A 23455-nucleotide genomic window follows, 5' to 3' on the forward strand; every position below is an offset into this window, starting at 1 on the left:
CGGGCCGCTCCCGGGCCGCTCTCGGGGGCGGAGTGCGGCCCTGAGCATGGGTTAGCGTGAGGTCATGCGTTTCGGGGTGCTCGGTCCACTGGCCGTGTGGACATCGGACGGGCGACCGGTACAGGTCCCCGAACTCAAGGTCCGCGCGCTACTGGCGTGTCTGCTGACCCACCGCGACGGCCCGGTGTCCGCCGACCGGTTGATCGACGACCTGTGGGGGGACCGGCCACCGCGCCGTCCCGCGGCGGCGCTCCAGAACAAGGTGTGGCAGTTGCGTCGGGCGCTGGAGGGCGCCGAGCCCGGTGGCCGGGACCTGGTCGTCTCGCTCCCGGCCGGCTACCGACTGCACACCGGTGCGCCTTCCCCCAACGACACGAACGGCACCGACGGCACCGACAGCACCCGGTGTCCGGACCCCGTGCACACCGTGGACGCGGACCAGTTCGACGCCCTGACGGACTCCGCCCGGGCCACCGGGGACCCGGCCGCCCGGGCCGCCCTGTGGGCCGAGGCGCTCGCGCTGTGGCGGGGCCCCGCCTACGGGGACTTCGCGGACGAGGAGTTCGCCCGAGGCGCCGCCGCCCGACTCACCGAGCAGCGGCTGACCGCCCTGGAGGAACAGGCCGAGACCCGGCTCGTTCTGGGGGAACACACCCTGGTCGCAGATGAGTTGGGCGATCTGACGGAACGACATCCGCTACGGGAGCGGCTGCGCTGCGCACATGTGCGGGCGCTGTACCTGGCCGGCCGGCAGAGCGCCGCGCTCGCCAGCTACACGGAGTTGCGGGAGCGGCTGGCCGACGAGTTGGGGGTCGACCCGAGTCCTCCGCTGGTCGCGCTGCACCGGGCGATCCTCAGCCAGGACCCGTCGTTGACCGCGGCGCCCGCACCGGTCACCACCGCGGCCAGGCCACCGGCCCGGCTCCCCGGCGGACTGACCGAGCTGGTCGGTCGGGACGCGGCGGTACGGGAACTCGACGGGGTCCTCGCCGCCCACCGGTTGGTCACGCTCACCGGGCCCGGCGGGGTCGGCAAGACCCGGCTGGCCTGGGCGGCGGCGGCCCGCTCGGCCGCTGCGGACCCGGGTGGGGTGCGGCTGGCCGACCTCGCCGCCCTGCCGCCCGCGCACGGAGCGGACGACACCCGGGCACTGGAGTTGGTGGCCGATGTCGCGGGGGTCCGCGACGACGTCGCCACGCCGGGCGACCGGCCGCGGTCCCTGGCCGATCGGGTGGCCCACGCCTTGGGCGACCGGCCTTCCCTGCTGGTCCTCGACAACTGCGAGCACGTCGTCGAACCCGTCGCCGACCTGGTGGGCCGGCTGCTGACGGCGCTGCCCGGACTCCGGGTCCTGGCGACCAGCCAACTCCCTTTGGGGGTGCCCGGGGAGCGCCTCCAGGAGGTGCCGCCGCTGGCCGAGCCGGACGCGGTGGCCCTCTTCGCGGCCCGTGCGGCGGCCGTCGCCCCGTTCGTGCTCGACGCCACCACCCGGGGGGAGGTCGCCGCGATCTGTCGGCGGCTGGACGGGATACCGCTCGCCGTGGAGATGGCCGCCACCCGGGTGCGGGTGCTGGGCTTGAGCGAGCTCGCGGCCCGGCTGGACGACCGCTTCCGGCTGTTGGCCTCCGGGGTGCGCGGCGCCCCGCCGCGCCAACGGACCCTGCGGGCGGTCATCGACTGGAGCTGGGAGCTGCTCGGCGAGCGGGAGCGCACCGTCCTCACCCGCCTCGCCGTGCACGCCGACGGCTGCGACCTGTCCGCCGCGGAAGCGGTCTGCCCGGCCGGCGGCGTGGACCGTCACGATGTGCTCGACCTGCTGACCCGGTTGGTGGACGGGTCGCTGGTCGTGGTGCGCGACGGCACCGACGGGCCCCGCTACCGGCTGTTGGAGTCGGTGGCGGCGTACTGCCTCGACCGGCTCCGGACGGCGGGCGAGCTGGCCGGGCTCCAGGAGCGGCACCGCGACCACTACACCCGCCTGGCCGAGCGCGCCGCACCCCATCTGCGGGGCCACGGCCAGCGGGAGTGGCTGCGCCGCCTGGACACCGAGAACGCGAACCTGCGGGCGGCGCTGGACGGCGCGGTACGGGACGGCGACGGCGAGCGCGCGCTGCGGCTGGTGAACGCCCTGGGCTGGTACTGGTACCTGCGGGGCCGTCACCGGGAGGCCGAGCGCGCCCTGACCCGGGCCCTCGCCGTGCCCTACCCGGTCGACGGACGCCCCGACGGGCGTCCCGGGGAGCGGGCCGCGCGCATCGCCCGGGCGAGCGCGCTGCTGGGCGGGGTGCGCCTCGCGCTGGGCGGCACGGCCGACCCGGCGGCCGAGTACCGGACGGCCCTGGCGCGGTACGAGGACGTGGACGACCCCGCGGGGTTGGCGTGGTCGCGCTGGTTCCTCGGTCTGAACCTGTACGGCATCACCGACGCAACGCCGAGCGAGGACCTGATCACCGGGGCGCTGGACGAGTTCCGTGCGATGGGCGACCGGTGGGGCACGGCGGCGGCGCTCGCGAGCCAGGCGTGCCAGGCGAAGTTGCGGGGCCGCTTCGGCGTGTTGCGCGGTCTCGGCGAACAGAGCCTGCGGGTCTTCACGGAGTTGGGGGACGCCTGGGGGCAGGTGCAGTCCCTGGTCCCGCTCCAGACCCTCGCGGAGGTGACCGGCGACTACGCGAGCGCCGGCCGGTTGCACCGGGAGGCCCTGCGCCTGGCGGAGGACCTGGGGCTGTGGCGGGAGGTGTCCTTCCAGCTCTCCGGGCTCGGGCGGATCGCGCTGCTCACCGCCGACCTGCCGTTGGCGGCCGAGTACCACCGGCGGGCACGGCGGCTGGCCGTGGAGCAGTCGGACGGGATGAGCGAGCAGTACGCGGAGACGGGGCTCGCGATGGGGGCGCGCCGCGCCGGCGACCTCGACGCCGCGGAGGCGGGCTTCGACCGGGTCCTCGTCCTGCACCGACGGCTCGGCTACGAGCCCGCACGGCCCCCGCTGATCCTGGCGGAACTGGGCTTCGTCGCGGAGGCGCGGGGGGACCGGGACACGGCCCTGCGGCTCCATGCGGAGGGCCTGGCCACCGCCCGGGGCTCGGGTGATCCGCGGGCGCTGGCGCTGGGCCTGGAGGGGCTGGCCGCCGCGCGTTCGCTGTTCGGGGACGCCGAGGAGGCCGCTCGGCTGCTGGGCGCCGCCGACGCGGCCCGCTGCGCCGTGGGCGCGCCCCTGCCGGACGGCGAGCGGGGCGACGTGGACCGGGTCAGCGCCCGGGTGCGGCAGGTCCTGGGGGCGGACGGCTTCGCCGCCGCGTTCGCACGGGGCCGCTCGCTGGACCCCGACAGCGCCGTGGGCGACCTCGTACCGCTGCCCTGAGGGCACGCGGACGTCCGCCCGGGGTCGGCGTCCGGCCGTCGGCCCGGGGTCGGGCCCGTGCTCGTCCGGCCGGGGTAGGTGGTGGGGCGTGGCGGCCGGGTGGCCGGAGCGGCCGGGCATAACTCGACGACCCCATTCGTTGACCATTCAACGACATCGTTAGGGTGGACGCACCCGCCGTCGACGGCGCACCCACACCTCCAGGGGAGGCAGCACCATGGCCGACTATGGGCACGAACTGGAGTTCGGCTCGTTCCTCACCCCCGGCACCCGTGACCCCGGGGGCGTGGTGGACCTCGCCGTCCTCTCCGAGGAGGTCGGCCTCGACCTCGTCACCTTCCAGGACCACCCCTACAACCCGGGGCTGCTCGACACCTGGACGCTGCTGAGCTGGGTGGCCGCACGCACCCGGCGCATCCGGGTGGGGAGCAACGTCACCGGTGTGCCGCTGCGCAACCCCGCCGTCCTCGCCCGCACGGCGACCAGCCTGGACCTGCTCTCCGGGGGCCGGCTGGGCCTCGGGCTGGGGGCGGGCGCCTTCTGGGAGGCCATCAGCGCCATGGGCGTGCCCGCCCTGACGCCCGGACAACGCGTCACGGCGCTCGGCGAGGCGATCGACATCATCCGGGGGATCTGGGACGCCGACGAACGCGGTCCCCTGCGCGTGGCGGGAGAGTTCCACTCGGTGGACGGCGCCAAGCGCGGCCCCGCCCCGGCCCACGACATACCGATCTGGCTGGGTGCCTACAAGCCGCGGCTGCTGCGGATGGTCGGCGCCAAGGCCGACGGGTGGCTGCCCAGTCTGAGCTACCTCGGCTCGCCGACCGTGTCCGAGAGCAACGCCCTCATCGACGAGGGGGCCGAGCGCGTCGGCCGCGACCCCCGGGAGATCCGCCGGCTGCTCAACGTCACCGGTGCCTTCGGCCCCTCCACGGGACAGCTCCAGGGTCCGCCCGAGCAGTGGGTGGAGGAACTGCTGCCGTTCGTCCTGGACGACGGCTTCAGCACCTTCGTCCTCGGCTCCGACGACCCGCGCGCCCTCTCCGTCTTCGGCCGGGAGGTGGCCCCGGCCCTGCGCGAGGCGGTCGCCGCCGAACGGGCCTCCACCGGCACGGCCGTCACCGGACGGATCCGGCCGGCCGCGGCCCTGGCGCTGCGGCACGAGGGCATCGACTACGACGCGGTGCCCGATTCCCTCGCCGAACGCGCCGTGGAACCCGGGGACCGCGCCTACGAGGACGTGCGGTCGACGTACCTGTGGCGGGGTGCGCCGGGGCTCGTCCTACGGCCCTCCACCGCCGACCAGGTGGCCGACGCGGTCCGCTACGCCCGGATCCGGTCCGTACCCCTCTCCGTCCGCAGCGGCGGCCACGGCATCAGCTCGCGGTCCACCAACGACGGCGGGATCGTGATCGGTCTCGGCGCCCTCGACCAGGTGACCCTGCTGGACCGCGAACGCCGTCTGGTCCGGGTCGGAGCCGGCGCGCGCTGGGGCGAGGTCGCGGCGAAGCTCGCCCCGCACGGTCTGGCGATCAGCTCCGGCGACTCCGGTGGGGTGGGCGCGGGCGGGCTCGCCACGACCGGCGGGATCGGCTTCCTCGCCCGCTCGTACGGCCTGACCATCGACCACGTCAAGGCCGTGGAGGTGGTCCTCGCGGACGGTCGACGGGTGACCGCCGACGCCGCGCACGAGCCCGATCTGTTCTGGGCGCTGCGGGGCGCAGGGGCGAACATGGGCGTCGTCACCTCGTTCGACATCGAGGCGACGGAACTCGCCGACGTCGTGCTCGCCGTCTTCACCCATGACGCGTCCGACCTGGCGGGCTTCCTGGGTGCCTGGGGCGCACGGGTCGAGGCGAGCCCCCGGGAGCTGACCCCGTTCCTCACCGTCGTCCGGCAGCGCGGACAGGTGATCGGCCAGACGTACGCCCTGTGGGCGGGCGACGACACCGAGGCGGCGGTCGCAGCGCTGGAGCCCTTCCTCGGCATCGCTCCGGTGCTCCAGCAACAGGCCCGGCTCGTACCGTACTCGGGGGTCGTCGCCCCCGGACGCAACGTGCACCGCGGCGAGGGCGGTTACCGCATGCGCTCCGCGCTCGTCGACCACCTCGACGAAGGCGTCACCCGGACCGTGGCCGGGATGTTCGAGGACGGCGGGACGGGCTACTTCCAGATCCGCTCCGTGGGCGGCGCCGTCAACGACACGCCCGCCGACGCGACCGCCTACGCCCACCGCAGCCAGAACTTCGCCCTCTCCGCGATGCTGCGCGGATCTCCGGGCGGCCCCGCGGACGACGCCTGGGACGCGCTGGGCGCCACCGGACTGTATCTGAGCTTCGAAACCCATGAGCACGCCACCGCCCTGACCCGGGCCTACCCGCCGGCGACGCTCGACCGACTCCGGCGGATCAAGCACGCCTACGATCCGGACAACGTGTTCCACGCCAACTTCCCGGTCCTGCCGACCTGACCCCCTGCACGGGCCGACCGAGGCGCTCAGTCGCGACGCGCGGCGAGGTGGTGGGTCACCGTGCCCGCGAGCGCCAGCAGGACGGCCGCCAGTGCGAGCATGCCGCACGCCACAGGGAGGAGCGCCGCGGAGTCGGCGGAGTCGGCCATCCGTCGGAAGAGGTGGTTGACGGGAGGCAGTCCGGGGGTGAACAGCGCCGTCAGCACCAGGGTGAGGGCGGCGACGAGCCCGTACCCGGGGCGCCGGAACACCGACCGGGAACAGAGCAGTCCGATGGCGGTCCCGGTGAGCGCGCAGGCGAGTTGGGCGACCGCGCCGAGCAGCAGGTCGACCGGGCGGACCTGGTACGCGCCCACCCAGAGCGGGAAGAAGAGGCCGAGCACCAGCAGGGGGAGACAGCCGAGCAGGACGGTGGCCGTCGAACCGGCCAGCACCTTCCAGGACCGCCCGGCGCTGACCGTGACGATGGCGCGTTGGGAAGGACCGTCGAGGCCGAGCAGGGCGACCGTCAGCCAGGTCGAGGCGATGAACAGCGCACCGGCGGAGGAGGCGTACGCCGGTGGCAGCGGTCCGCTGCCGCTGACGGTGAGCACCCCGAGCAGGCCGGTGAAGAGCAGCAGCGGCGGCAGATAGCGCTGGGAGTGCAGCGCGACGGCCAGGCCGTAGCGGATCAGTGCGATCACCTGGGGCCACCTCCGGGGCCGGGTCGGGTGGGCGTCCGCGTTCCCTCATGGGCCACGGCCACCACGGACCATCCGCTGCCCAGCGCCGTGAGCAGCAGGGTGTCGCAGTGGGCGGGGTCCACGCGCAGGACGGTGTCGGGGCCGCGCGTGGTGTGGGAGAGGGCGCCGACCGCCGTCCAGTCGAGCGGTCGCGCCGGCCGTCCGCCGGTGCGGGGGGTGAGCACCACCTCGGTGGCGGGGCCCACCTGTGCGAGGGGGCCGGTCCCGACGGCGGGGCGCCCCGTGCTCGCCTCCGCAACGGTCTCCAGCGCCGTCACCCGTCCCTGCCGTACGGCGTACGTGGTGGTCGCGCCGGCCCGGTTGACGGCCTCCCGGTGGTCGGTGAACACCACGGCGCCGCCGGCCTCGGCGACCTCCGTGATGACCTCCGCGAGCACGTCGTGCGCGGCGGCGTCGAGACCGGACCACGGTTCGTCGAGGATCAGGAGTTGCGGTGGGACGAGCAGGGCTTGGGCGAGGGCGACCTTCTGCGCGTTGCCCTTGGACAGGGTCTGTAACTGCGCGCCCGCGCCGCCGACCAACGACAGCCGTTCCAGCAGCAGTCGGCCGCGTGCGGCGGCGGCGTCGGTGGACAGTCCGCGGACCCGACCGAGGTGCACCAGGTAGGCGAGCGCGGAGAGCCGTCCCGGTGGGCCGAACCGGTCGGGCACGTAGCCGACACCGAGCGGTCTCGCGGTGATCCGGCCCCGTGTCGGACGCGAGAGACCGGCCAGCAGGCGCAACAGGGTCGACTTCCCCGAACCGTTGTCGCCGGTGAAGGCCACGATCTCGGCGGCGCGGATCGTGAGGTGCACGTCCTGGAGGATCCATTCCCCGCGGCCGTGCCGCTTGCTCACGGCTTCCAGTCTCATGCCGGCCCCCTGCCGCCGGGCCGGTCGTCGGCGCGCGGTGAACTCACCGACGGACAGGTCCGGTTGGTGCCGCAACTCGCGTTGTCGAAGGAGTGCACAGGACCCACCGTACGGTGTGGCTCACCTCCCGCGGGTCCCCGTCACGCTCCCGTCGCCCGGTCCGCGGCGGTGCGTTCCGTACGGCAGTCCGGGTGGCCCCAGCCGGTGCCGACCTTGGTGATCTTGGCGCCGGCGGCGTAGGCCGTGCCGCAGGGACACCGTCCGGCGAACTTCGCGCTGATGAGCCGGGGTTGGCCGTCGGTGCGCCCCGGCCGCGCGGCGCTCTTGGGGCGACGGTCGGACGGCCGCTTGGTCCGCGTCTCGGTGGCGCGCTGGGGCGCGGGGACCGGCGGTTCGTGATGGCCGAGGGCCGTACCGGCGGGGGCCTGGGCCGTGGCCGCATCGCTGGCGGCCTGGTCGGCGATCGCGTTCAACGGGTCGCCGCCCGCCTGGTGGGCGGGGACGTGGACCAGTTCCACGTCCCGGCCGGCCAACAGCCCTTCGATGTGTTCGATGAGGTCCCGATTGGCCACCGGGCTACCGCTCGCGGTCTTCCATCCCTTGCGCTTCCACCCCGGAAGCCACTGGGTGACGGCCTTCATCGCGTACTGCGAGTCCATGCGCACTTCGAGCGGCGTGCCGGCGGGGACGGCTTCGAGGAGACGCGCCAGGGCGGTCAGCTCGGCGACGTTGTTGGTGGCGGCGCCCAGCGGCCCGGCCTCCCAGCGCTGGGGGCGCCCCTGCGGGTCCGCCGTGACCCAGGCCCAGGCGGCGGGCCCCGGGTTGCCCCTCGATGAGCCGTCACAGGCGGCGATGATGCGGTCAGACATGCCCCGATCATGCCACCCCGCTGTGCACCGGCCGACCCGACGAGCCCCGCCGGACCCGGCGGCGCGCCGAAACCCGGACGTGTATCGTCCTGGTCATGCGCATGGGCGAGGGAGTGGAGTGGGGGCTGCACTGCTGCCTCACGCTGGCCTGGCTGGAAGACGAGGCACCGGTGCCGACGGCACGGCTGGCGGCCTGGTTCGACCTGCCGCCCGCCTACCTCACCAAGCGCCTCCAGACGCTGGTGCGGTCCGGGATCCTGAACTCCACCCCCGGCGCCCGGGGCGGCTTCCGGCTGGGCCGACGGCCGGAACAGATCACGTTGATGGACGTGGTCGCCGCCATCGAAGGTCCGGACGACGCCTTCCGCTGCACCGAGATCCGTCAGCGCGGCGCCGGCCTCGACACACCGGCACAGGAGTTCCGACGCCCCTGCGGGATCGCCACCGCGATGCGTAGGGCCGAACTCGCCTGGCGTCGGGAACTCGCCGGGCAGACGGTGGCCGACCTGATGGCCGCGGCGCCCGCCACGGCCGCGGACCGCACCCGACGCCACTACGCACGCACCACCGGCTGAGCACACCCCCCAGCGGCCCGACGCCGCACCCGCCGACGCGGACACCGCACACACGGACACCGGCACCGCACGCACGAACGCAGAAGGAGAATCAGGATGTCAAACGTCTCGATTCTGATCGGACGGTCGAAGCGGACCGCCCCGGACACGACACCCCGGAGCGGGCTGCCGTCCACCCTCGTCCTCGCGCTGGGCGCCTTCGCCGTCGGGACGGACGCCTTCATCGTGGCCGGCTTCCTCCCTTCCATGGCCGAGGACCTCCGGATGTCCTCGGCGACGGCGGGTCAGTCGATCACCGTCTTCGCGGTCGCCTACGCCGTCCTGTCCCCGGTGCTGGCCACGGCCCTCGCACGGCTGCCGCGCCGGACCGTGCTGATCGGCGCGCTGTCCGTGCTCGGCGTCGCCAACCTCGGCTCGGCGCTCGCCATCGACCCGGCCACCCTGCTCGGCAGCCGCGTCCTGGCCGCAGCCGGTGCGGCCGCCTACACCCCCACCGCGGGCGCGGTCAGCGCCGCCCTCGTCCGCCCCGAACTCCGCGGTCGCGCACTGGCCGTGGTGATCGGCGGGCTGACGGCCGCCACCGCGCTCGGCGTCCCGCTCGGCAGCGCCGCCAGCCAGTGGTTCGGTTGGCGCACCGCACTCGGCCTGGTCGCCGCGCTCTGCCTGCTCGTCGCCGCGGTGCTGCGCCTGGTCATGCCGTGGCTGCCGGGCAACGCCCGGGTGCCGCTGCGCACCCGCCTCGCCGTCCTGCGACGACCCGCCGTCCTCGGCGTGCTGCCGCTCACCGTGCTCGGCATGGGAGCCAGTTACACGGCGTACGCCTACAGCGTGCCCGTGCTGGAGGCGGTCGACGTGCGCGGGGACGGCGTCCTGTGGATGCTCTTCCTGTACGGCCTGGGTGCCGTCATCGGCAATCTGGCCGCCGGTCACGCCACCGACACCCGGGGCTCCACCACGGTACTGACGGTGGGGTACGCCGTCATGGCGCTCGCCCTCGGGTCACTGGGCGGGCTCGCGGCGATGGGCGCGGACGCCACTGCCCTGGTCGGTCTGCTGGTCTTCCTCTGGGGTGCGAGCAGTTGGTGCCAGACACCCGCGCAACAGCACCGACTGATCGGGCTCGCCCCGCAGGAGGCCCCGCTGGTGGTCTCGCTCAACTCGTCCTCGATCTATCTGGGCATCGGTCTCGGCACCGCGCTCGGCGGCGCCGCCCTCGGAGCCGGCGCGGCGACGGTGTACGCCCTGGGGGCGGTCATCGCCGCGGCGGCGCTGGTCTTCCTGTGGTGCACTGCGCGGGCGGCCTCGAACGACGCCTGACCCCGGGGGCGGGCCCCGGTCAGTCGGTGGCGTCGGGGAGGGTCCCCCGCATCCAGCTGACCAGTTCCCGGGCGTCGAGGGTGTCGACCCACCAGTTGGCCGGGTGCTCCTGCCACCCCGGCTGCCTGCCGACGCCGACCACCCTCAGTCCGGCGCGGCGTGCCGCTTCGATGCCGGTGAGGGAGTCCTCGAAGGCCAGGGTGTCCCCGGGGGGCGTGCCGCAGAGGTCCGCGGCGCGCGAGTACAGGTCGGGTTCGGGTTTGGGACGCAGTTCCTCGTCCGGGACGACGAGGTGGTCGAAGTGGTCGAGGAGGCCGGCCCTGCCGAGGCTGGCCTCCACCACGGCGGCCGGGCAGTTGCTCGCGACCGCCAGGGGCAGTCGACCCGAGACCAAGCGCACCAGGTCCTCGGCACCGGGCATGGTGGTCGGGGTCGAGTCGGCGAGTTCCGTGAAGTGGGACAGCAGGGCCTGCGTCAACGCGTCGGCCAGTTCCGGGGTCCCGGTTTCCTCGGCCATGAGGCTCCCGCATTCCGTGTAGTGCACCCCGGCCGCTCTCTCGGCGAAACCGGGTGGTGCCTTCAGTCCGAATTCGGAGAAGGACCGCATGCGTGCGGCCTGCCAGTGGGATTCCGTGTCCACCAGCGTGCCGTCACAGTCGAAGACCAGTGCTGCGGGAATCGAAGGGAAGGTTCCAGGAACAGTCATGCGAATTGCCCTTTCTCGAAGAACGTACGACCGCAGGGGTCGCCGCTTCGACGGCAAACACAGGAATGCCCTGGCCAGGACCGCGAGGGCCGCCACCCGACGCCCTCGCAGCCACGAACGCTACGGTGCGGAATTGATGCGAGGCAAGGCGCTCGCACCGCCACCAGCACCCTGGAAACACAAGAGGAAATGATTCTTCTGTTAAAGAATCCAGTCACACATTCATATGATGCAACGTCAGGGGTGGTGCAACACAAGGAGGTTAGGGATTGACAAGATCACATAAGATGTCCGCTCACACCACACCGGTCACCACCGCCCCCCCTGGAACGCATTTCACCCGATGGTGGGCGCGGCGCACTCTGCCACCACGCCCACCGCCCCGGCGGGCCGCGAGTCGGACCACCAGGGCCCCGAACGGCACCGGATCACCGCACGAGGAGCACCAACTTGCCGGCCGTCCGTCCGGTCTCCCCCCGTGCGTGCGCCTCGGCGGCATCGGCCAGCGGGTACGTCCCGGCGACGGTGGCGCGCAACCGGTCGGCCCGGACGAGATCGGCGATCGCGTTCATTCCGGCGTGGTCGGACTCGACGATCATCACCTCCCCGCGCACCCCGAACCGGTCCGCCTCCGCGGCGAGTTCCCGCTTCTCGTAGGGCAGCAGGGAGACGAGCACGCCGCCCCGGCGGAGGGTCCGGAGCGAGCGGGCACGGTAGTCACCCCCGACGGCGTCCAGGACGACGTCCACCGCGCTGACGACGTCGGCGAAGTCGACCTCCCGGTAGTCGATCACCTCGTCGCAGCCCAGCCCGCGCAGGAACCCGTGTTTGTCCCCACCGGCCGTGCCGATCACGTACGCCCCCCTGGCCTTGGCGATCTGCACGGCCAGATGACCGACCCCGCCGGCCGCCGCATGGACCAGGACGCGGTGTCCCGGGCCCACCCGAGCGGTGTCGACGAGCGCCTGCCACGCCGTCAACGCGGCCAACGGCAGGGCTGCCGCCTGTACGTGGTCGATCCGGGACGGCTTGGACGCGAAGGCGCGGGCCGGCGCGGCGACGTACTCGGCGTGGGCCCCCGCACCGTAGGGGTAGGGCAACATCCCGAAGACCTCGTCCCCGGGCCCGAACAGGGTGACCCCGGTCCCGACCGTCTCGACCACCCCGGAGACGTCCCAGCCGAGGACGAACGGCGGTTCGCCGAGGAACGCCTCCCGCACCCGGTGTTTCCAGTCGGTCGGGTTGAGCCCGGCCGCGTGCACCCGGACGAGGAGTTCGTTCGGCCCCGGTTCCGGGACCTCCCGGCGCACCTCCCTCAGCACCTCGGGCCCGCCGAAGGCCTCCTGGCTGATCGCACGCATGGTCGCGACGGCGTCTGGGGCTGCACTCATGGTCGGACTACTCCTTCGACAGGGCGGAACACGGAGCCGATCGGGCCGACGCCGCCGAGGACGTGCTCCCGACCGGCCGTACGGGAGACCCGGACCGGCCGTGCCGGAGGCACCGTCGAGCCGCGGCGGCGGGGGTGCGCACCCCCGGCGCACGGCAACGATCTTCAGTCGGTTCGGGCGCGGCGAGCAGTGTCCGCCGCACCTAGGTCCGCCACCACCACGCTCCGTCGCACGGGTCGTCCGCCCGGGCGTCGACAGCGACCACCGGGGGCGGAACGCCGGCACCGCCGGGTCGGCACCGAACGACCCACCCAAATAAGACTCCAGAATGCATATTTGATACGGTCCGCGCATGCGGCTGACCAAGTTCACCGACCTGGCCCTGCGCGCCGTGATGAGCCTCGCCGCCACGAGGGACGCCGAACCGCTCACCACGCGCGAGGTCGCCCACGCCATGGACGTGCCGTACACGCACATGGCCAAGGCCATCGCACGACTGCAACACCTGGGCGTGATCGAGGCCCGACGGGGTCGGGGCGGCGGGCTCGCCCTCACGGAGGCCGGACGGCACACCTCGGTCGGCCGCTTGGTGCGCGACCTGGAGGGCGAGGAGGAGGTGGTCGCCTGCGAGGGCGACTCCCCCTGCCCGCTGCGCGGGGCCTGCCGACTCCGCGGGGCGCTGCGCACCGCCCAGGAAGCGTTCTACTCGGCACTGGATCCGCTGACCGTCAACGATCTCGCCGCCTCGCCCACCGGCCCCGTACTGGTCGGGCTGATCGGACGCCGACCCACCTGACCCGCCGCCCACCCACCTGACCCACCCACCCTTCGGGCGGGGCCTTCCCCGCTCTCTTAAATATGCAGATCATCTACCACTTAGGAGTCCCCGTGCTGTCCACACGATCCGTCCCCGTCGTTCGTGCCACCCTGCCGACCGTGGGCGCGGCCATCGAACAGATCACCGATCTGTTCTACCGACGCCTCTTCGAGGAGTGTCCCGAGCTGCTGCGGAACCTCTTCAACCGCGGCAACCAGGCGAACGGCTCCCAGCAGCAGGCCCTCGCCGGGTCGATCGCCGCCTTCGCCGGCATGCTGCTCGAACGGCCCGACGACCGACCGGACGCACTGCTCCTGCGGATCGCGCACAAACACGCCTCGCTGGGCGTCGCCCCCGACCAGTACCAGCTGGTCCACCGCCACCTACTCGCGGCGATAGCCGACGTGCTGGGCGAGGACACCGTCACCCCCGAGGTCGCCGCCGCCTGGGACGAGGTGTACTGGCTCATGGCCAACGCCCTGATCGCCGTCGAAGCCCGCCTCTACCGCGACGCCGGAGCGACCGGCCCCGACACCTGGCGGCCGATGGTGGTCGCCGAGCGCCGCACCGAGACCCCGGACACCGTCTCGCTGACCCTGCGCCCCGCTGACGGCCGCCCCCTCGCAACGTTCCGCCCCGGTCAGTACCTGAGCGTTCGGGTCCAACTACCCGACGGCGCACGGCAAATCCGCCAGTACAGCCTCTCCAGCGCGCCGGGACGTCCCCTGTGGCGCATCACCGTCAAGCGGGCGGCGGCCGACGGGACGCCGGACGGCGAGGTGTCCCACTGGCTCCATGCACACGCCCGACCCGGCGTCGTCCTCACCGTGTCCGCACCGTTCGGCGATCTGGTGCTGCCGCCGGGCGACGGGCCCCTCCTCCTGGCCTCCGCCGGAATCGGGTGTACGCCGATGCTGTCCATGCTCGACCACCTGGCCCGGACCGAGCCGTCCCGCCGGGTGACGGTCGTGCACGCCGACCGCACCCCGGCCGCCCACGCCCATCGCGACGAACTGCACGCCCTGGTCGGGCGTCTGCCCCGGGCGACGCTGCGCCTGTGGTACGAGGACCCGGGCGACGCCGAGCCGGGTGCGCTGCCCGGCCGGGTCGACGTCAGCGCACTGGACCTGCCCGCCGGGGTGACGGCGTACCTGTGCGGGCCGCTCCCCTTCCTGCGGGCCGTCCGCGACGGCCTGCTGCACCGGGGCACGCCCGCCCGGTCGATCCACTACGAGGTGTTCGGCCCGGACCTGTGGCTCGGACAGAAGTGACACCGGCCCCTACGGAACACCGGACCACCGCGCGGTCACCCGGAGCGCGCCAGCCAGGCCGCCAGGGCCTCCCGCGTCCCCGGCAGACCGTACGCGGACGTCAACCAGGGGCCCAGCTCTCCACAGGACCAGGCGAGGTCGGCACCGGGCAGCGCTCCGAGCACCGCACGCTGCCACGGGGTCAACGCCCCGGGAGCCACCGTGGCGACATCACCGAGCGCGTCGACCACCAACCCCGAGGCGACCGCGGCGAGTACGTCCGGTGCGCCGTCCGTCCCGACCAATCGGCGGGCGACGACGTCCCGGGTCGATTCCTCGCGCTCCCGCGGTAGTTGCCCCAGCGTCGCCGCGAGCAGCCCGGCGACGTGGTTGTCGTGGAAGCGGGTGCGCCAGACCCTCTCGTACCCCTCCGGATCGACGTTCGCGGCGGCCAGTTCGGCGACCATCACGGCGACGGCCGCGGGCGGTTGGTCGGGAGCGGTGGTGCGGCAGAGGGCGACGGCCGCGGCCCAGCGGTCGGGGTCGGTCCGATCGCCCAGGAGCCGTTCGAGCATCGCCGGGTCGGAGCCGGTACCCGCCGCCCCGGCGAGCGCACCGAGGGCGATGAGTGCGGTGGTGCGCTCCCGGCCCGGCAGCCGGCGGGCGCACAGCCTGCGCAGTCCGGGGAGGGAGCGCGCGGCCAACTCGGGCAACCAGGCCAGTAGTTCGGCCGCCGCGCCGGCGGTCGACGGGTCGACGGCGTCCAGGTGCGGCAGCACGGCCCGCGCCCCCGCGACGACCGCACGGCGGGCGGAGTCGTCACCCGGCGGACCGTCGGCCGGTGGGGTGGCCCCGTCCTCGGACGGTGGCTCCACCAGCCGGGTGAGGTAGCCGAGGGTGCGTTCGCGGTCGGGGGTGCCGCCCTCGGCGAGCAGCCCCAGGAGGAAGGGCACGGCGTGCGCCGCCGCCGGGTAGACGGTTCCCTGGTGGTACAGGTGGGTCCCCAGCCACTGCCAGGCCCGGTGCCGACGGTCCGTGTCGGTGGAGGTGAGCGCCCGCAGCCGGACCGGGACCTCCGTCGCCGGGCCGCCCATGCACGCCAACTCGGCCCAGGCCACCCGGTCCAGCTCCGCCAGGGAGAGAACTCCCCCGGTCATCGCCCGCCCCCCGTCGTTGCGCACCGCCGGACCCCGCACCTCGGCGGCGAACGACGGCAGAACGTACCACTTCCCGCTCCGCGCCCGCCTGGGCGCTCCCCCACCCGTAGCCACCCCGAAGGGCTCGGGGCCGGGTGCTGCCGGGGCGACGACCGCGGCCCGGCGCCCGGGTATCCGGCGCGCCGGTTGGTGCGGCCGGAGGGGAACGGGGAACTCTTCGCACAGCTACGTGTCCGCACCATGGATGAAGTCCGGCCATCTCCCAGAAGAAGAACGGAGAACGTCAAACGCGTGAAACCAATTCGAACAACTTCCGCACACCCTCCTCGAAGGGGAACCCATGGTGCCCACGCATCATCTTGGGGATCAACGGCACCTCGCCCACCACCGCGCAACCACTGGGAGCGCTAAGCTGCTCACCGGGAGTGAACACGATCGACCCACCTACCCGTTGGCCCCCTTGCAGCGCACAACGACCGCGTGCCCCAGCAATGTTCGCCACACGTTCCGATTCGCCCGAACGACGACGTCCCCACCCGTAGGCGTGCGCCACCCCGCTCGTGATTGCCAGATGCAGCCGATGCCCCGTCGGTCCACCGTTCCCGGGCACTGATCCGACATCTTGGCCGAAGAAGGAAGCGATTTGATCGATTTCAGGATTCTTGGTCCGCTTGTCGTCGAAGTCGGCCAGCGTGAGTTGACGGTTTCCGCGCCACGGCAGAGAGTCATCCTCGCCGCCCTGTTGCTGAGTGCCAAGCAGATCGTCTCGGTGGATCGCCTCCAGGACTTCGTCTGGGACGGCACACCGCCGCCGAGCGGACCGGCCGTGGTCCGCACCTACGTGATGCGGCTGCGGCAGGCACTCGGTCCGAAGGCCGGGGCACGGATCATCACCCGCACCCCGGGATACCTGATCGAGGTGGACGAGGAGGAGACCGACCTCGGCCGGTTCAACAACCGTCGGGACAAGGCCGGCGTACTCGCCGCGGCGGGGGACCTCGAAGGGGCCTCGGCGGAGCTGACGGAGGCGCTGTCGGCGTGGCGGGAACCGCTGCACGACATAGATTCGACGACCTTACGCGACATCGAGGTGCGGCACCTCGAAGAGCGGTACTTCCAGACCCTGAGCTGGCGGCTGGATCTGGACCTGCAACTGGGCCGGCACGCGAGCCTCGTCCCGGAGCTCTGGCGGTTGACCCGCGAACACCCCCTGCGGGAGGCACTGGTGGCCCGGCTGATGCTGGCGCTGTTCCGCTCCGGCCGGCAGTGCGACGCGCTGAACGTCTTCCAGCAGACCAGGGCGCTGCTGGTCGAACAGCTGGCCACCGAACCGGGCGCCGAGCTCCAGGAGATGCAGGCACGGATCCTCGCCGCGGAGGGTGCGCCCCCCTCCGATCCGGTGCCCGCCGCGGCCCGCCCGTCGGCCAGGATCACGTCGTCCCGACCGCAGCCGGCCCAGCTCCCGGCCGCCCTACCCGATTTCGTGGCGCGTCGACCGCCCGTGGACGACGGACCGGGCGGGGGCGACCCGTTCGACCCGCTGGCCGGGGACCCGACGCTCGGCCCGGCCGCGACGACGGTGATCAGTGGCGGCGGCGGGATCGGCAAGACCGCCCTCGCCGTGCACACCGCGCACGCGTACCGCGGGGAGTTCGCCCACGGCCAGCTCTACGCCTCCCTGGGCGGCAGCGGAGGGCAACCGGCCCATCCTTCGAGCGTGCTGGCCCGGTTCCTGCGGGATCTGGGGGTGCCGCACGGCGCGGTCCCCCAGGACGAAGCCGAACTGGTGGCCATGTACCGCTCCGTCGTGGCCGACCGCAAGCTGCTGATCGTGCTCGACGACGCCGCGAACACCGCCCAGGTGCGCCCCCTCATCCCCGGCGGCGCGCGCAGCAGGGTGATCATCACCAGTCGGGACCGGCTGGCCGGGCTGGAGGGTGCGCGGACCGTCGTGCTGCGCCGCATGGACAAGGAGAGCTCCCTACAGCTGCTCGGCGCGGTGGTCGGCCGGGCGCGCGTCGAGTCGGAACGCGTGGCGGCCCAGCAGATCGTCCGGATCAGCGGCGGCCTGCCGCTGGCCCTGCGGATCATCGGCATCCGGTTGCGCCAGCAGCCGTACCGGCCGCTCGCCGACATGGCCGCCCGGCTGGCGGCGCCCGAACGGCTGCTCGACGAGCTGAGCGTCGGGGACCTGGTGGTGCGCGACTGCTTCGCCCGTAGTTACGCCGCCCTCAGCACCCCGGTGGCGTGCGGGGTCGGCCCGGACCGGGTGCTGCGGACCCTGGGGACCCCCGACACGTCGACCTTCACGGCCGCCTCGGTCGCCGAGCGGCTCGACTGCTCCCGCCTCGACGCCGAGGACGCGTTGGACCGCCTCGTCGACGCCGACCTGCTGGAGCAGGACGGCTTCGGACGGTACTTCCTGTGTGACGTGGTCCGGGCCTACGCCAGGGAGATGGACCGGGCGACGTACGGGACCGCACCGCAAGCCGGGTGACACCCCCGGGCACGGTCCCCGGCCCGGGGCGGCGGGTTGCGGTCGAGCTGCCGCCCGGCCCCGGGGACCACGCCCCGGGTGTCACGGGCGGCGGGCCCCCGGGGTCGCGAAACGGGCCGTCAGCTCCCGCTTGAGGACCTTCCCGCTGGGCCCCAACGGCATCGCGTCGGTGAGCACGGCCAGCCGCGGGTACTTGTGGGCCGCCATGCGCTCACGGCACCAGGCCACGATCTGGCCGGGCAGCGCCGCGTCGGCGGTGCCCGGCCGGGGCACCACGACCGCGCAGACCTCCTCGCCGAGGGTGTCGTGCGGCACGCCGATCACGGCGACCTGCGCCACCGCGGGGTGTCGGGCCAGGGTCTCTTCGAGTTCGCGCGGGTAGACGTTGTACCCGCCGCGGATCACCAGGTCCTTCTTGCGGTCGACGATGCGCAGGTACCCGTCGGCGTCCAGGACGCCCAGGTCGGCCGAGCGGAACCAGCCGTCGACCAGGGCCTCGGCGGTGGCCTCCGGACGGTTCAGGTAGCCGGCCATCACGTTGTGGCCGCGGATGACGACCTCCCCGACCTCGCCGGCGGGGAGCAGTTCGATGCGGTCGTCGACGTCGGAGCGCGCGATCGCGACGTCGACGCCCCAGATCGGCTTGCCGACCGTGCCGGGGCGTCGCGGCCACGCCTGCTGGTTGTACGCGACCACGGGCGAGGTCTCGGTCAGGCCGTACCCCTCGTAGATCGGGCAGCCGAACCGCGCCTCGAACTCCTCCAGCACCGCGACGGGGAGCGCGGCGCCGCCGGAGTAGGCCCGGTCCAACCGGGGCGGACGGGAGGTGTGTGCGGTGGCGGCGAGCAGCGCGAGGTACATCGTCGGTACGCCCATGAGCACCGTGCAGCCGTGCGCCGCCATCAGGTCCAGTGCCCACGGACCGTCGAAGCGTTCCATCAGCACCACGGTCGCACCGGCCCGGAACGCGGTGTTCATGCCGCAGATCTGTCCGAAGGTGTGGAACAGCGGCAGGCAGCCCAACAGCACGTCGTCCGCGTCCATCGCGAACGGTGATTCCCTGCCGAGCTCGACGTTGAGGAACACGCTGAGGTGGGTGAGCATGGCGCCCTTGGGGCGGCCGGTGGTGCCGGAGGTGTAGAGGATCAGCGCGATGTCGTCGGGGGCGCGCGGGACGAGGGTGTCGACGGGGTCGGTCCCGGCGTCGAGGTCGCCGTCGGTGAGGACGGGCGTGGCCGTCCGGGCCGCGGCGGCGCCGCCGTGACCGCGGCGCGCGTCATCGGTGCAGATCAGCACGCGGGCTTCGGAGTCCGCCAGCACGTAAGCGATCTCGTCGGTGCGCAGGGTCGTCGGGATCGGGACGAGCGTCGCCCCGAGGGCGAGCGCCCCGAAGTACGCCATCGGGAAGCAGGGCGCGTTGGGGAGCAGCAGGGCCACCCGGTCGCCGGGGCCGACGCCCTGCCGGCGGAGCACGGCGGCGTGGTGTCGGGCACCGGCCCAGAGCTGGGCGTAGGTGAGGGTGGCGTCGGTCGTCACGAGGGCCGGGTGCTCGGGCCTGCGCAGGGCGGATTCGGCGAGGACGGCGGCCAGGGAGAGGGTCATGGCGGTTCAGCCACGCGTTTCCGCGGCCAGCCGTGCCTTGTCGGGCTTGCCGACCGCGGTCAACGGCAGCGTGGGGCGCAGGTGGATGCGCTCGGGGACGTGCGGGGCGGAGAGTTCCGCGCCGATCCTGGCCTTCAGCTCCTCCTCGGTGACGGGGGTGTGGGCGTCCCGGAGGGCGACCGCCGCGTGCAGGTGCTCGATCCGGTCGCCGTCCACCACCGCGAAGACCGCGGCCTGGGCGATGCCCGGGTGGGCGAGGAGGACCCGTTCCACATTGGCCGGGTAGACCTTGATGCCGCCGGTCTTCACCGTTTCGGAGCGTCGGCCGCGGATGGTGAGGTAGCCGCGGGCGTCGAGGGAGCCCAGGTCGCCGGTGTGGAGCCAGCCGTCGCGCAGGGTCCGGGCGGTGAGCTCCGGGTCGCCGACGTAACGGGTCATCGCGAACGGCGACCGGACGAGGATCTCCCCGGTCTCGCCGGTGGGCAGGTCCCGGGTGTCCTGTTCGTCGCGGATGCGCAGCTGGGTGAAGAGCGGGCGTCCGGCGGTGGTCAGCAGCGCCGGGTCGGAGTGTTCGAACGGGGTCAGCAGGGTGATGGCGGCGGCTTCGCTGGTGCCGTATATCTGCATGAGCACCGGCCCGAACCGTTTCGCCGCGCGGGCCAGGCGCTCCGGTGAGGAGGGGGCTCCGGTGTAGCTGAGGACGGTGATGCTGGACAGGTCGGCGCGGTCGACGTCGGGGTGGTCGAGCAGGAGGTACAGCTGCGGCGGCGACACCAGCAGGCGGGTGATCCGGTGGTGCGGGACGGCGGCGAGCACCTTGTCGGCGTCGAAGCCGTCGTGCAGGACCACCGTGCCGCCGGAGGCGAGCGTGTCGTCGGCGGCCTGTCCGCTGGAGTGGCTCATCGGCAGGGTGGCGAGGTAGACGGCGGGCCACGCCTGTTGGAGGCCGCCGGTGATGAATCCCCTGCGGGTGCCGAAGCTGACCACGATGCCCTTCGGTTTGCCCGTGGTGCCGCTGGTGTAGGTGACGACGGCGTCGGCGGACGGGGCGACGACCACGGCCGAGGCGTCGAACGCCGGATCGCCCGCGGTGAGGTCGGTGACGTCCGGGCCGAGGTCGCCGAGTGCCACCATGTCGACCGGGGTGAGTACGCCGTCGCGCACCTCACGGGCCCGTTCCAGGTTGTTCGCGTCGACGGCCAGCACCGTCACCCGGGTCTCCTCCACGATCCGGCGGGCCGCGTCGAGGCCGATCCGGTCGCCGGGGTCGACCGCGTTGGTGGTGTGCAGGTGCACCACCGTGGCTCCGACGAGGTTCGCGGCGTACCGCAGGATCAGGGTGGCCGGGGTGTTCGTCACGGTGAGCACGCCGACCACGAGGTCGGGTCGGCCGCCGGTACACCGGTGCAGCACCGCGGCGGCGGCCCGGACGGCGCCGGTGAACTGCCGTGCAGTGAGCGTCACATCGCGCCAGGTGAGGACGGGTTTGCCGGGTTCGGCGTCGAGGACCCCCAGGATCTCACCGACGTACGTATCGTTCGCGGGCATGGTGAATTCGTCCCCTCCCATGGCGGAATCCCGCAGAGCATACCGTGTCGACAATGTGAAGAGAATGAATCCACAAGGCTGCGACACATGTATCGCGAACAATTCAAGGAAGTCATCGAGACGCCATCGGGATGATATTCGACGCCGCGAGAATTGCCACCCGGAACGCTCCTTCCCAGCGACATGAGTACGTTTTACGTTCCCGCGCACGGGGCTGCCGCGAGCATGACGGAATTGAGCCGTGCACACACCGCACCACGCTCCGCCGCCCACGGCCGCGGAACGCTGCCGCCTCATCGTCATGAATTCCAGAGAACGGGTCGACGTCATGTCTCATTACCTCGACGCCCTGCAAAAGCTGCACACGGCCCTGGACTCCGCCGGGCCGAAACGCGATTTCCTGGAGGTCGACCGGATCGCCGGGCGTTTCCCGGCGGCCGTGAGCAGCCGCCCGCGGCAGCCCTCCGACATCAGTGTGTGGTGCAGCAATGACTACCTGGGTATGGGGCAGCACCCCGCCGTACTGACCGCGATGCGCGACACGTTGGGCGCATCGGGGGCCGGAGCGGGCGGCTCGCGGAACATCGGCGGGACGAACGGGCAACACGTCCTGTTGGAGCGGGAACTCGCGGAGCTCCACGCGAAGGACGAGGCACTGCTGTTCACCTCCGGTTACACCGCCAATGAGGGCGCGTTGTCCGTGTTGGCGGGGCAGATCGAGGGCTGTCTGGTCTTCTCCGACGAGAAGAACCACGCCTCGATCATCGACGGTCTGCGGCACAGCGGCGCCGAGAAGCGGATCTTCCGGCACAACGACGCCGCGCACCTCGAAGAGTTGGTGTCCGCGGCCGATCCGGACCGGCCCAAGATGATCGTCACGGAGTCCGTGTACTCCATGGACGGTGATGTGGCGCCACTCGCCGAGATCGCCGCCATCGCGAAGCGCCACGGTGCGATGACGTTCCTGGACGAGGTGCACGCGGTCGGCATGTACGGTCCGCAGGGTGCCGGGATAGCGGCCGGCCTCGGCCTCGCCGACCGGTTCACCGTCATCATGGGGACGCTCGCCAAGGGCTTCGGTACGACGGGCGGTTACATCGCCGGTCCTGCGGACCTCATCGACGTCGTCCGCAGGCTCTCCCGCTCCTTCATCTTCACCACGGCCCTCCCGCCCGCGGTGGTCGCGGGCAGCCTCGCCGCGGTGCGTCATCTGCGCGCCTCGGACGAGGAACGCGGCCGGTTGAGCGAGAACGCGACGCTGCTGCACCGGTTGTTGAAGCAGCGCCGCATACCGTTCCTGTCCGACGAGTCGCACATCGTCTCCGTCCTGGTCGGCGATGACGCGACCAGCCGGCGCATCTCCGACCTGCTGCTGGAGCGGCACGGCATCTACGTCCAGGCCATCAACGCGCCCAGCGTCCGCGAGGGCAGTGAGATCCTGCGCATCGCGCCCGGCGCGGTGCACTCCACCGACGAGGTCCGGGCCTTCGTCGAGGCGCTCGACGCCATCTGGCAGGAGTTGGACCAGCGGCGCTCCGGCCTGGCCGCCGTCTCCGCCGCCTCGTGACGGGCCCCGCGCCTGCGCGCGCCGATCGACAACGAAGGACCATCGTGGCTGATCAGATCGCCGTCACCCCGCGCCTCGCCGCGTACGTGCGTGAGGTCTCCGTACGTGAGGACCCGCTGCTGCGCGAGCTCCGCGAGGAGACCGCCGGTCTCCCCGGCGGGGTGGCCATGCAGGTGCCCCCCGAGGAGGGGCAGTTGCTGTCCCTGTTGGCCCGGCTGGTGAACGCCCGCTCCGTTCTGGAGATCGGGACGTTCACCGGGTACAGCACGCTCTGTCTGGCCCGGGCGCTGCCCGCCGACGGCCGGGTGGTGACCTGTGACATCACCGACCGTTGGCCCTCCATCGGGGCCCCCTACTGGGAGCGGGCCGGTGTCGCGGACCGGATCGACCTGCGCATCGGTGACGCGCGGGAGACATTGGCGAAACTACGGGCCGAGGACGGACCGGACGGACCCGGCGCCTTCGACCTCGTGTTCGTCGACGCGGACAAGACGGGGTACCCGGAGTACTACGAGCTCTGTCTGACGCTGGTGCGTCCGGGCGGGCTGATCGTCGTGGACAACACCCTCTTCTTCGGTCGGGTCGTCGATCCGTCGGCGCAGGACCCCGACACCGAGGCCGTCCGCGAGCTCAACGCCCGGCTGCACGGCGACGAGCGGGTGGACGTCAGCATGCTCGCCGTGGCCGACGGCATCACCCTGGTGCGCCGCCGGCCCGAGTGAGCCGAGCACGAGGTG

17 protein-coding genes are annotated in these 23455 nt (G+C 72.9%); 9 read left to right on the forward strand and 8 right to left on the reverse strand.

Annotation, left to right across the window (positions count from 1 at the left end; translation table 11 throughout):
- Window positions 1-64 precede the first annotated feature (64 nt).
- On the forward strand, window positions 65-3358 hold the full coding sequence (locus ACFYOU_RS24905) for a BTAD domain-containing putative transcriptional regulator (RefSeq protein ID WP_391308614.1): 3294 nt from the start codon (window positions 65-67) through the stop codon (window positions 3356-3358).
- A 217-nt stretch (window positions 3359-3575) separates the two neighbouring features.
- Entirely contained in the window at window positions 3576-5828 is a 2253-nt protein-coding gene (locus tag ACFYOU_RS24910) for an LLM class flavin-dependent oxidoreductase (protein ID WP_391308616.1), read from the forward strand.
- 26 nt (window positions 5829-5854) lie between these two features.
- Here ACFYOU_RS24910 and ACFYOU_RS24915 read toward each other — a convergent pair whose 3' ends face one another.
- From ACFYOU_RS24915 to ACFYOU_RS24925, 3 genes are all read right to left on the reverse strand, one after another.
- The gene (locus ACFYOU_RS24915) at window positions 5855-6511 is read right to left on the reverse strand and encodes a hypothetical protein (protein WP_391308617.1); all 657 of its coding nucleotides are present in this window, start codon (window positions 6509-6511) and stop codon (window positions 5855-5857) included.
- A complete protein-coding gene (locus tag ACFYOU_RS24920; RefSeq protein WP_391308619.1) occupies window positions 6508-7422 on the reverse strand; it encodes an ATP-binding cassette domain-containing protein in 915 nt (304 codons plus the stop codon). Before ACFYOU_RS24920 ends, ACFYOU_RS24915 begins: the two co-directional genes overlap by 4 nt.
- Window positions 7423-7562: 140 nt before the next feature.
- Window positions 7563-8291 carry an RNase H family protein gene (locus ACFYOU_RS24925; RefSeq protein ID WP_391308621.1) on the reverse strand — a complete coding sequence of 243 codons (729 nt, stop codon included), beginning with the start codon at window positions 8289-8291 and terminating at the stop codon, window positions 7563-7565.
- A gap of 95 nt (window positions 8292-8386) precedes the next feature.
- On the opposite strand from ACFYOU_RS24925, the gene ACFYOU_RS24930 reads away from it, so the two are divergent.
- On the forward strand, window positions 8387-8866 hold the full coding sequence (locus ACFYOU_RS24930) for an Rrf2 family transcriptional regulator (protein WP_391308623.1): 480 nt from the start codon (window positions 8387-8389) through the stop codon (window positions 8864-8866).
- A 96-nt stretch (window positions 8867-8962) separates the two neighbouring features.
- Window positions 8963-10183: an MFS transporter gene (locus ACFYOU_RS24935; RefSeq protein ID WP_391308625.1), complete on the forward strand. Its 1221-nt coding sequence runs from the start codon at window positions 8963-8965 to the stop codon at window positions 10181-10183.
- 19 nt (window positions 10184-10202) lie between these two features.
- Here ACFYOU_RS24935 and ACFYOU_RS24940 read toward each other — a convergent pair whose 3' ends face one another.
- On the reverse strand, window positions 10203-10889 hold the full coding sequence (locus ACFYOU_RS24940) for an HAD-IA family hydrolase (protein WP_391308627.1): 687 nt from the start codon (window positions 10887-10889) through the stop codon (window positions 10203-10205).
- Window positions 10890-11317: 428 nt separating this feature from the next.
- Window positions 11318-12280, reverse strand: a complete 963-nt coding sequence (locus tag ACFYOU_RS24945) for a zinc-binding dehydrogenase (protein WP_391308630.1) — start codon at window positions 12278-12280, stop codon at window positions 11318-11320.
- Between the two features lie 352 nt (window positions 12281-12632).
- On the opposite strand from ACFYOU_RS24945, the gene ACFYOU_RS24950 reads away from it, so the two are divergent.
- Window positions 12633-13076 carry an Rrf2 family transcriptional regulator gene (locus ACFYOU_RS24950; protein ID WP_391308631.1) on the forward strand — a complete coding sequence of 148 codons (444 nt, stop codon included), beginning with the start codon at window positions 12633-12635 and terminating at the stop codon, window positions 13074-13076.
- A gap of 92 nt (window positions 13077-13168) precedes the next feature.
- Window positions 13169-14368 carry a globin domain-containing protein gene (locus tag ACFYOU_RS24955; protein WP_391308633.1) on the forward strand — a complete coding sequence of 400 codons (1200 nt, stop codon included), beginning with the start codon at window positions 13169-13171 and terminating at the stop codon, window positions 14366-14368.
- A 35-nt stretch (window positions 14369-14403) separates the two neighbouring features.
- Here the strand turns inward: ACFYOU_RS24955 and ACFYOU_RS24960 are convergent, their stop codons facing one another.
- On the reverse strand, window positions 14404-15504 hold the full coding sequence (locus ACFYOU_RS24960) for a hypothetical protein (protein WP_391308635.1): 1101 nt from the start codon (window positions 15502-15504) through the stop codon (window positions 14404-14406).
- A 643-nt stretch (window positions 15505-16147) separates the two neighbouring features.
- On the opposite strand from ACFYOU_RS24960, the gene ACFYOU_RS24965 reads away from it, so the two are divergent.
- The gene (locus ACFYOU_RS24965) at window positions 16148-18001 is read left to right on the forward strand and encodes a BTAD domain-containing putative transcriptional regulator (RefSeq protein WP_391308637.1); all 1854 of its coding nucleotides are present in this window, start codon (window positions 16148-16150) and stop codon (window positions 17999-18001) included.
- 81 nt (window positions 18002-18082) lie between these two features.
- Here the strand turns inward: ACFYOU_RS24965 and ACFYOU_RS24970 are convergent, their stop codons facing one another.
- Window positions 18083-19603: an AMP-binding protein gene (locus ACFYOU_RS24970; RefSeq protein WP_391308638.1), complete on the reverse strand. Its 1521-nt coding sequence runs from the start codon at window positions 19601-19603 to the stop codon at window positions 18083-18085.
- Between the two features lie 6 nt (window positions 19604-19609).
- Window positions 19610-21151, reverse strand: a complete 1542-nt coding sequence (locus ACFYOU_RS24975) for an AMP-binding protein (RefSeq protein WP_391308640.1) — start codon at window positions 21149-21151, stop codon at window positions 19610-19612.
- Window positions 21152-21479: 328 nt separating this feature from the next.
- On the opposite strand from ACFYOU_RS24975, the gene hemA reads away from it, so the two are divergent.
- Both hemA and ACFYOU_RS24985 read left to right on the forward strand, forming a co-directional pair.
- Window positions 21480-22718, forward strand: a complete 1239-nt coding sequence (gene hemA / locus ACFYOU_RS24980) for a 5-aminolevulinate synthase (RefSeq protein ID WP_391308667.1) — start codon at window positions 21480-21482, stop codon at window positions 22716-22718.
- A 44-nt stretch (window positions 22719-22762) separates the two neighbouring features.
- Complete coding sequence (locus ACFYOU_RS24985) at window positions 22763-23440, forward strand: class I SAM-dependent methyltransferase (protein WP_391308642.1); 678 nt, start codon at window positions 22763-22765, stop codon at window positions 23438-23440.
- Window positions 23441-23455 lie beyond the last annotated feature (15 nt).

It is taken from the genome of Streptomyces sp. NPDC005955, assembly GCF_042871255.1.
Classification (GTDB): domain Bacteria; phylum Actinomycetota; class Actinomycetes; order Streptomycetales; family Streptomycetaceae; genus Streptomyces.

Bases quoted from the DNA above. Each gene is read 5' to 3' on its own strand.
- ACFYOU_RS24960 (WP_391308635.1), bottom strand. From the start codon at position 15,504: ATGACCGGGGGAGTTCTCTCCCTGGCGGAGCTGGACCGGGTGGCCTGG.
- ACFYOU_RS24925 (WP_391308621.1), bottom strand. From the start codon at position 8,291: ATGTCTGACCGCATCATCGCCGCCTGTGACGGCTCATCGAGGGGCAAC.
- ACFYOU_RS24940 (WP_391308627.1), bottom strand. From the start codon at position 10,889: ATGACTGTTCCTGGAACCTTCCCTTCGATTCCCGCAGCACTGGTCTTC.
- ACFYOU_RS24920 (WP_391308619.1), bottom strand. From the start codon at position 7,422: ATGAGACTGGAAGCCGTGAGCAAGCGGCACGGCCGCGGGGAATGGATC.
- hemA (WP_391308667.1), top strand. From the start codon at position 21,480: ATGTCTCATTACCTCGACGCCCTGCAAAAGCTGCACACGGCCCTGGAC.
- ACFYOU_RS24910 (WP_391308616.1), top strand. From the start codon at position 3,576: ATGGCCGACTATGGGCACGAACTGGAGTTCGGCTCGTTCCTCACCCCC.
- ACFYOU_RS24975 (WP_391308640.1), bottom strand. From the start codon at position 21,151: ATGCCCGCGAACGATACGTACGTCGGTGAGATCCTGGGGGTCCTCGAC.
- ACFYOU_RS24935 (WP_391308625.1), top strand. From the start codon at position 8,963: ATGTCAAACGTCTCGATTCTGATCGGACGGTCGAAGCGGACCGCCCCG.
- ACFYOU_RS24970 (WP_391308638.1), bottom strand. From the start codon at position 19,603: ATGACCCTCTCCCTGGCCGCCGTCCTCGCCGAATCCGCCCTGCGCAGG.
- ACFYOU_RS24930 (WP_391308623.1), top strand. From the start codon at position 8,387: ATGCGCATGGGCGAGGGAGTGGAGTGGGGGCTGCACTGCTGCCTCACG.
- ACFYOU_RS24905 (WP_391308614.1), top strand. From the start codon at position 65: ATGCGTTTCGGGGTGCTCGGTCCACTGGCCGTGTGGACATCGGACGGG.
- ACFYOU_RS24950 (WP_391308631.1), top strand. From the start codon at position 12,633: ATGCGGCTGACCAAGTTCACCGACCTGGCCCTGCGCGCCGTGATGAGC.
- ACFYOU_RS24945 (WP_391308630.1), bottom strand. From the start codon at position 12,280: ATGAGTGCAGCCCCAGACGCCGTCGCGACCATGCGTGCGATCAGCCAG.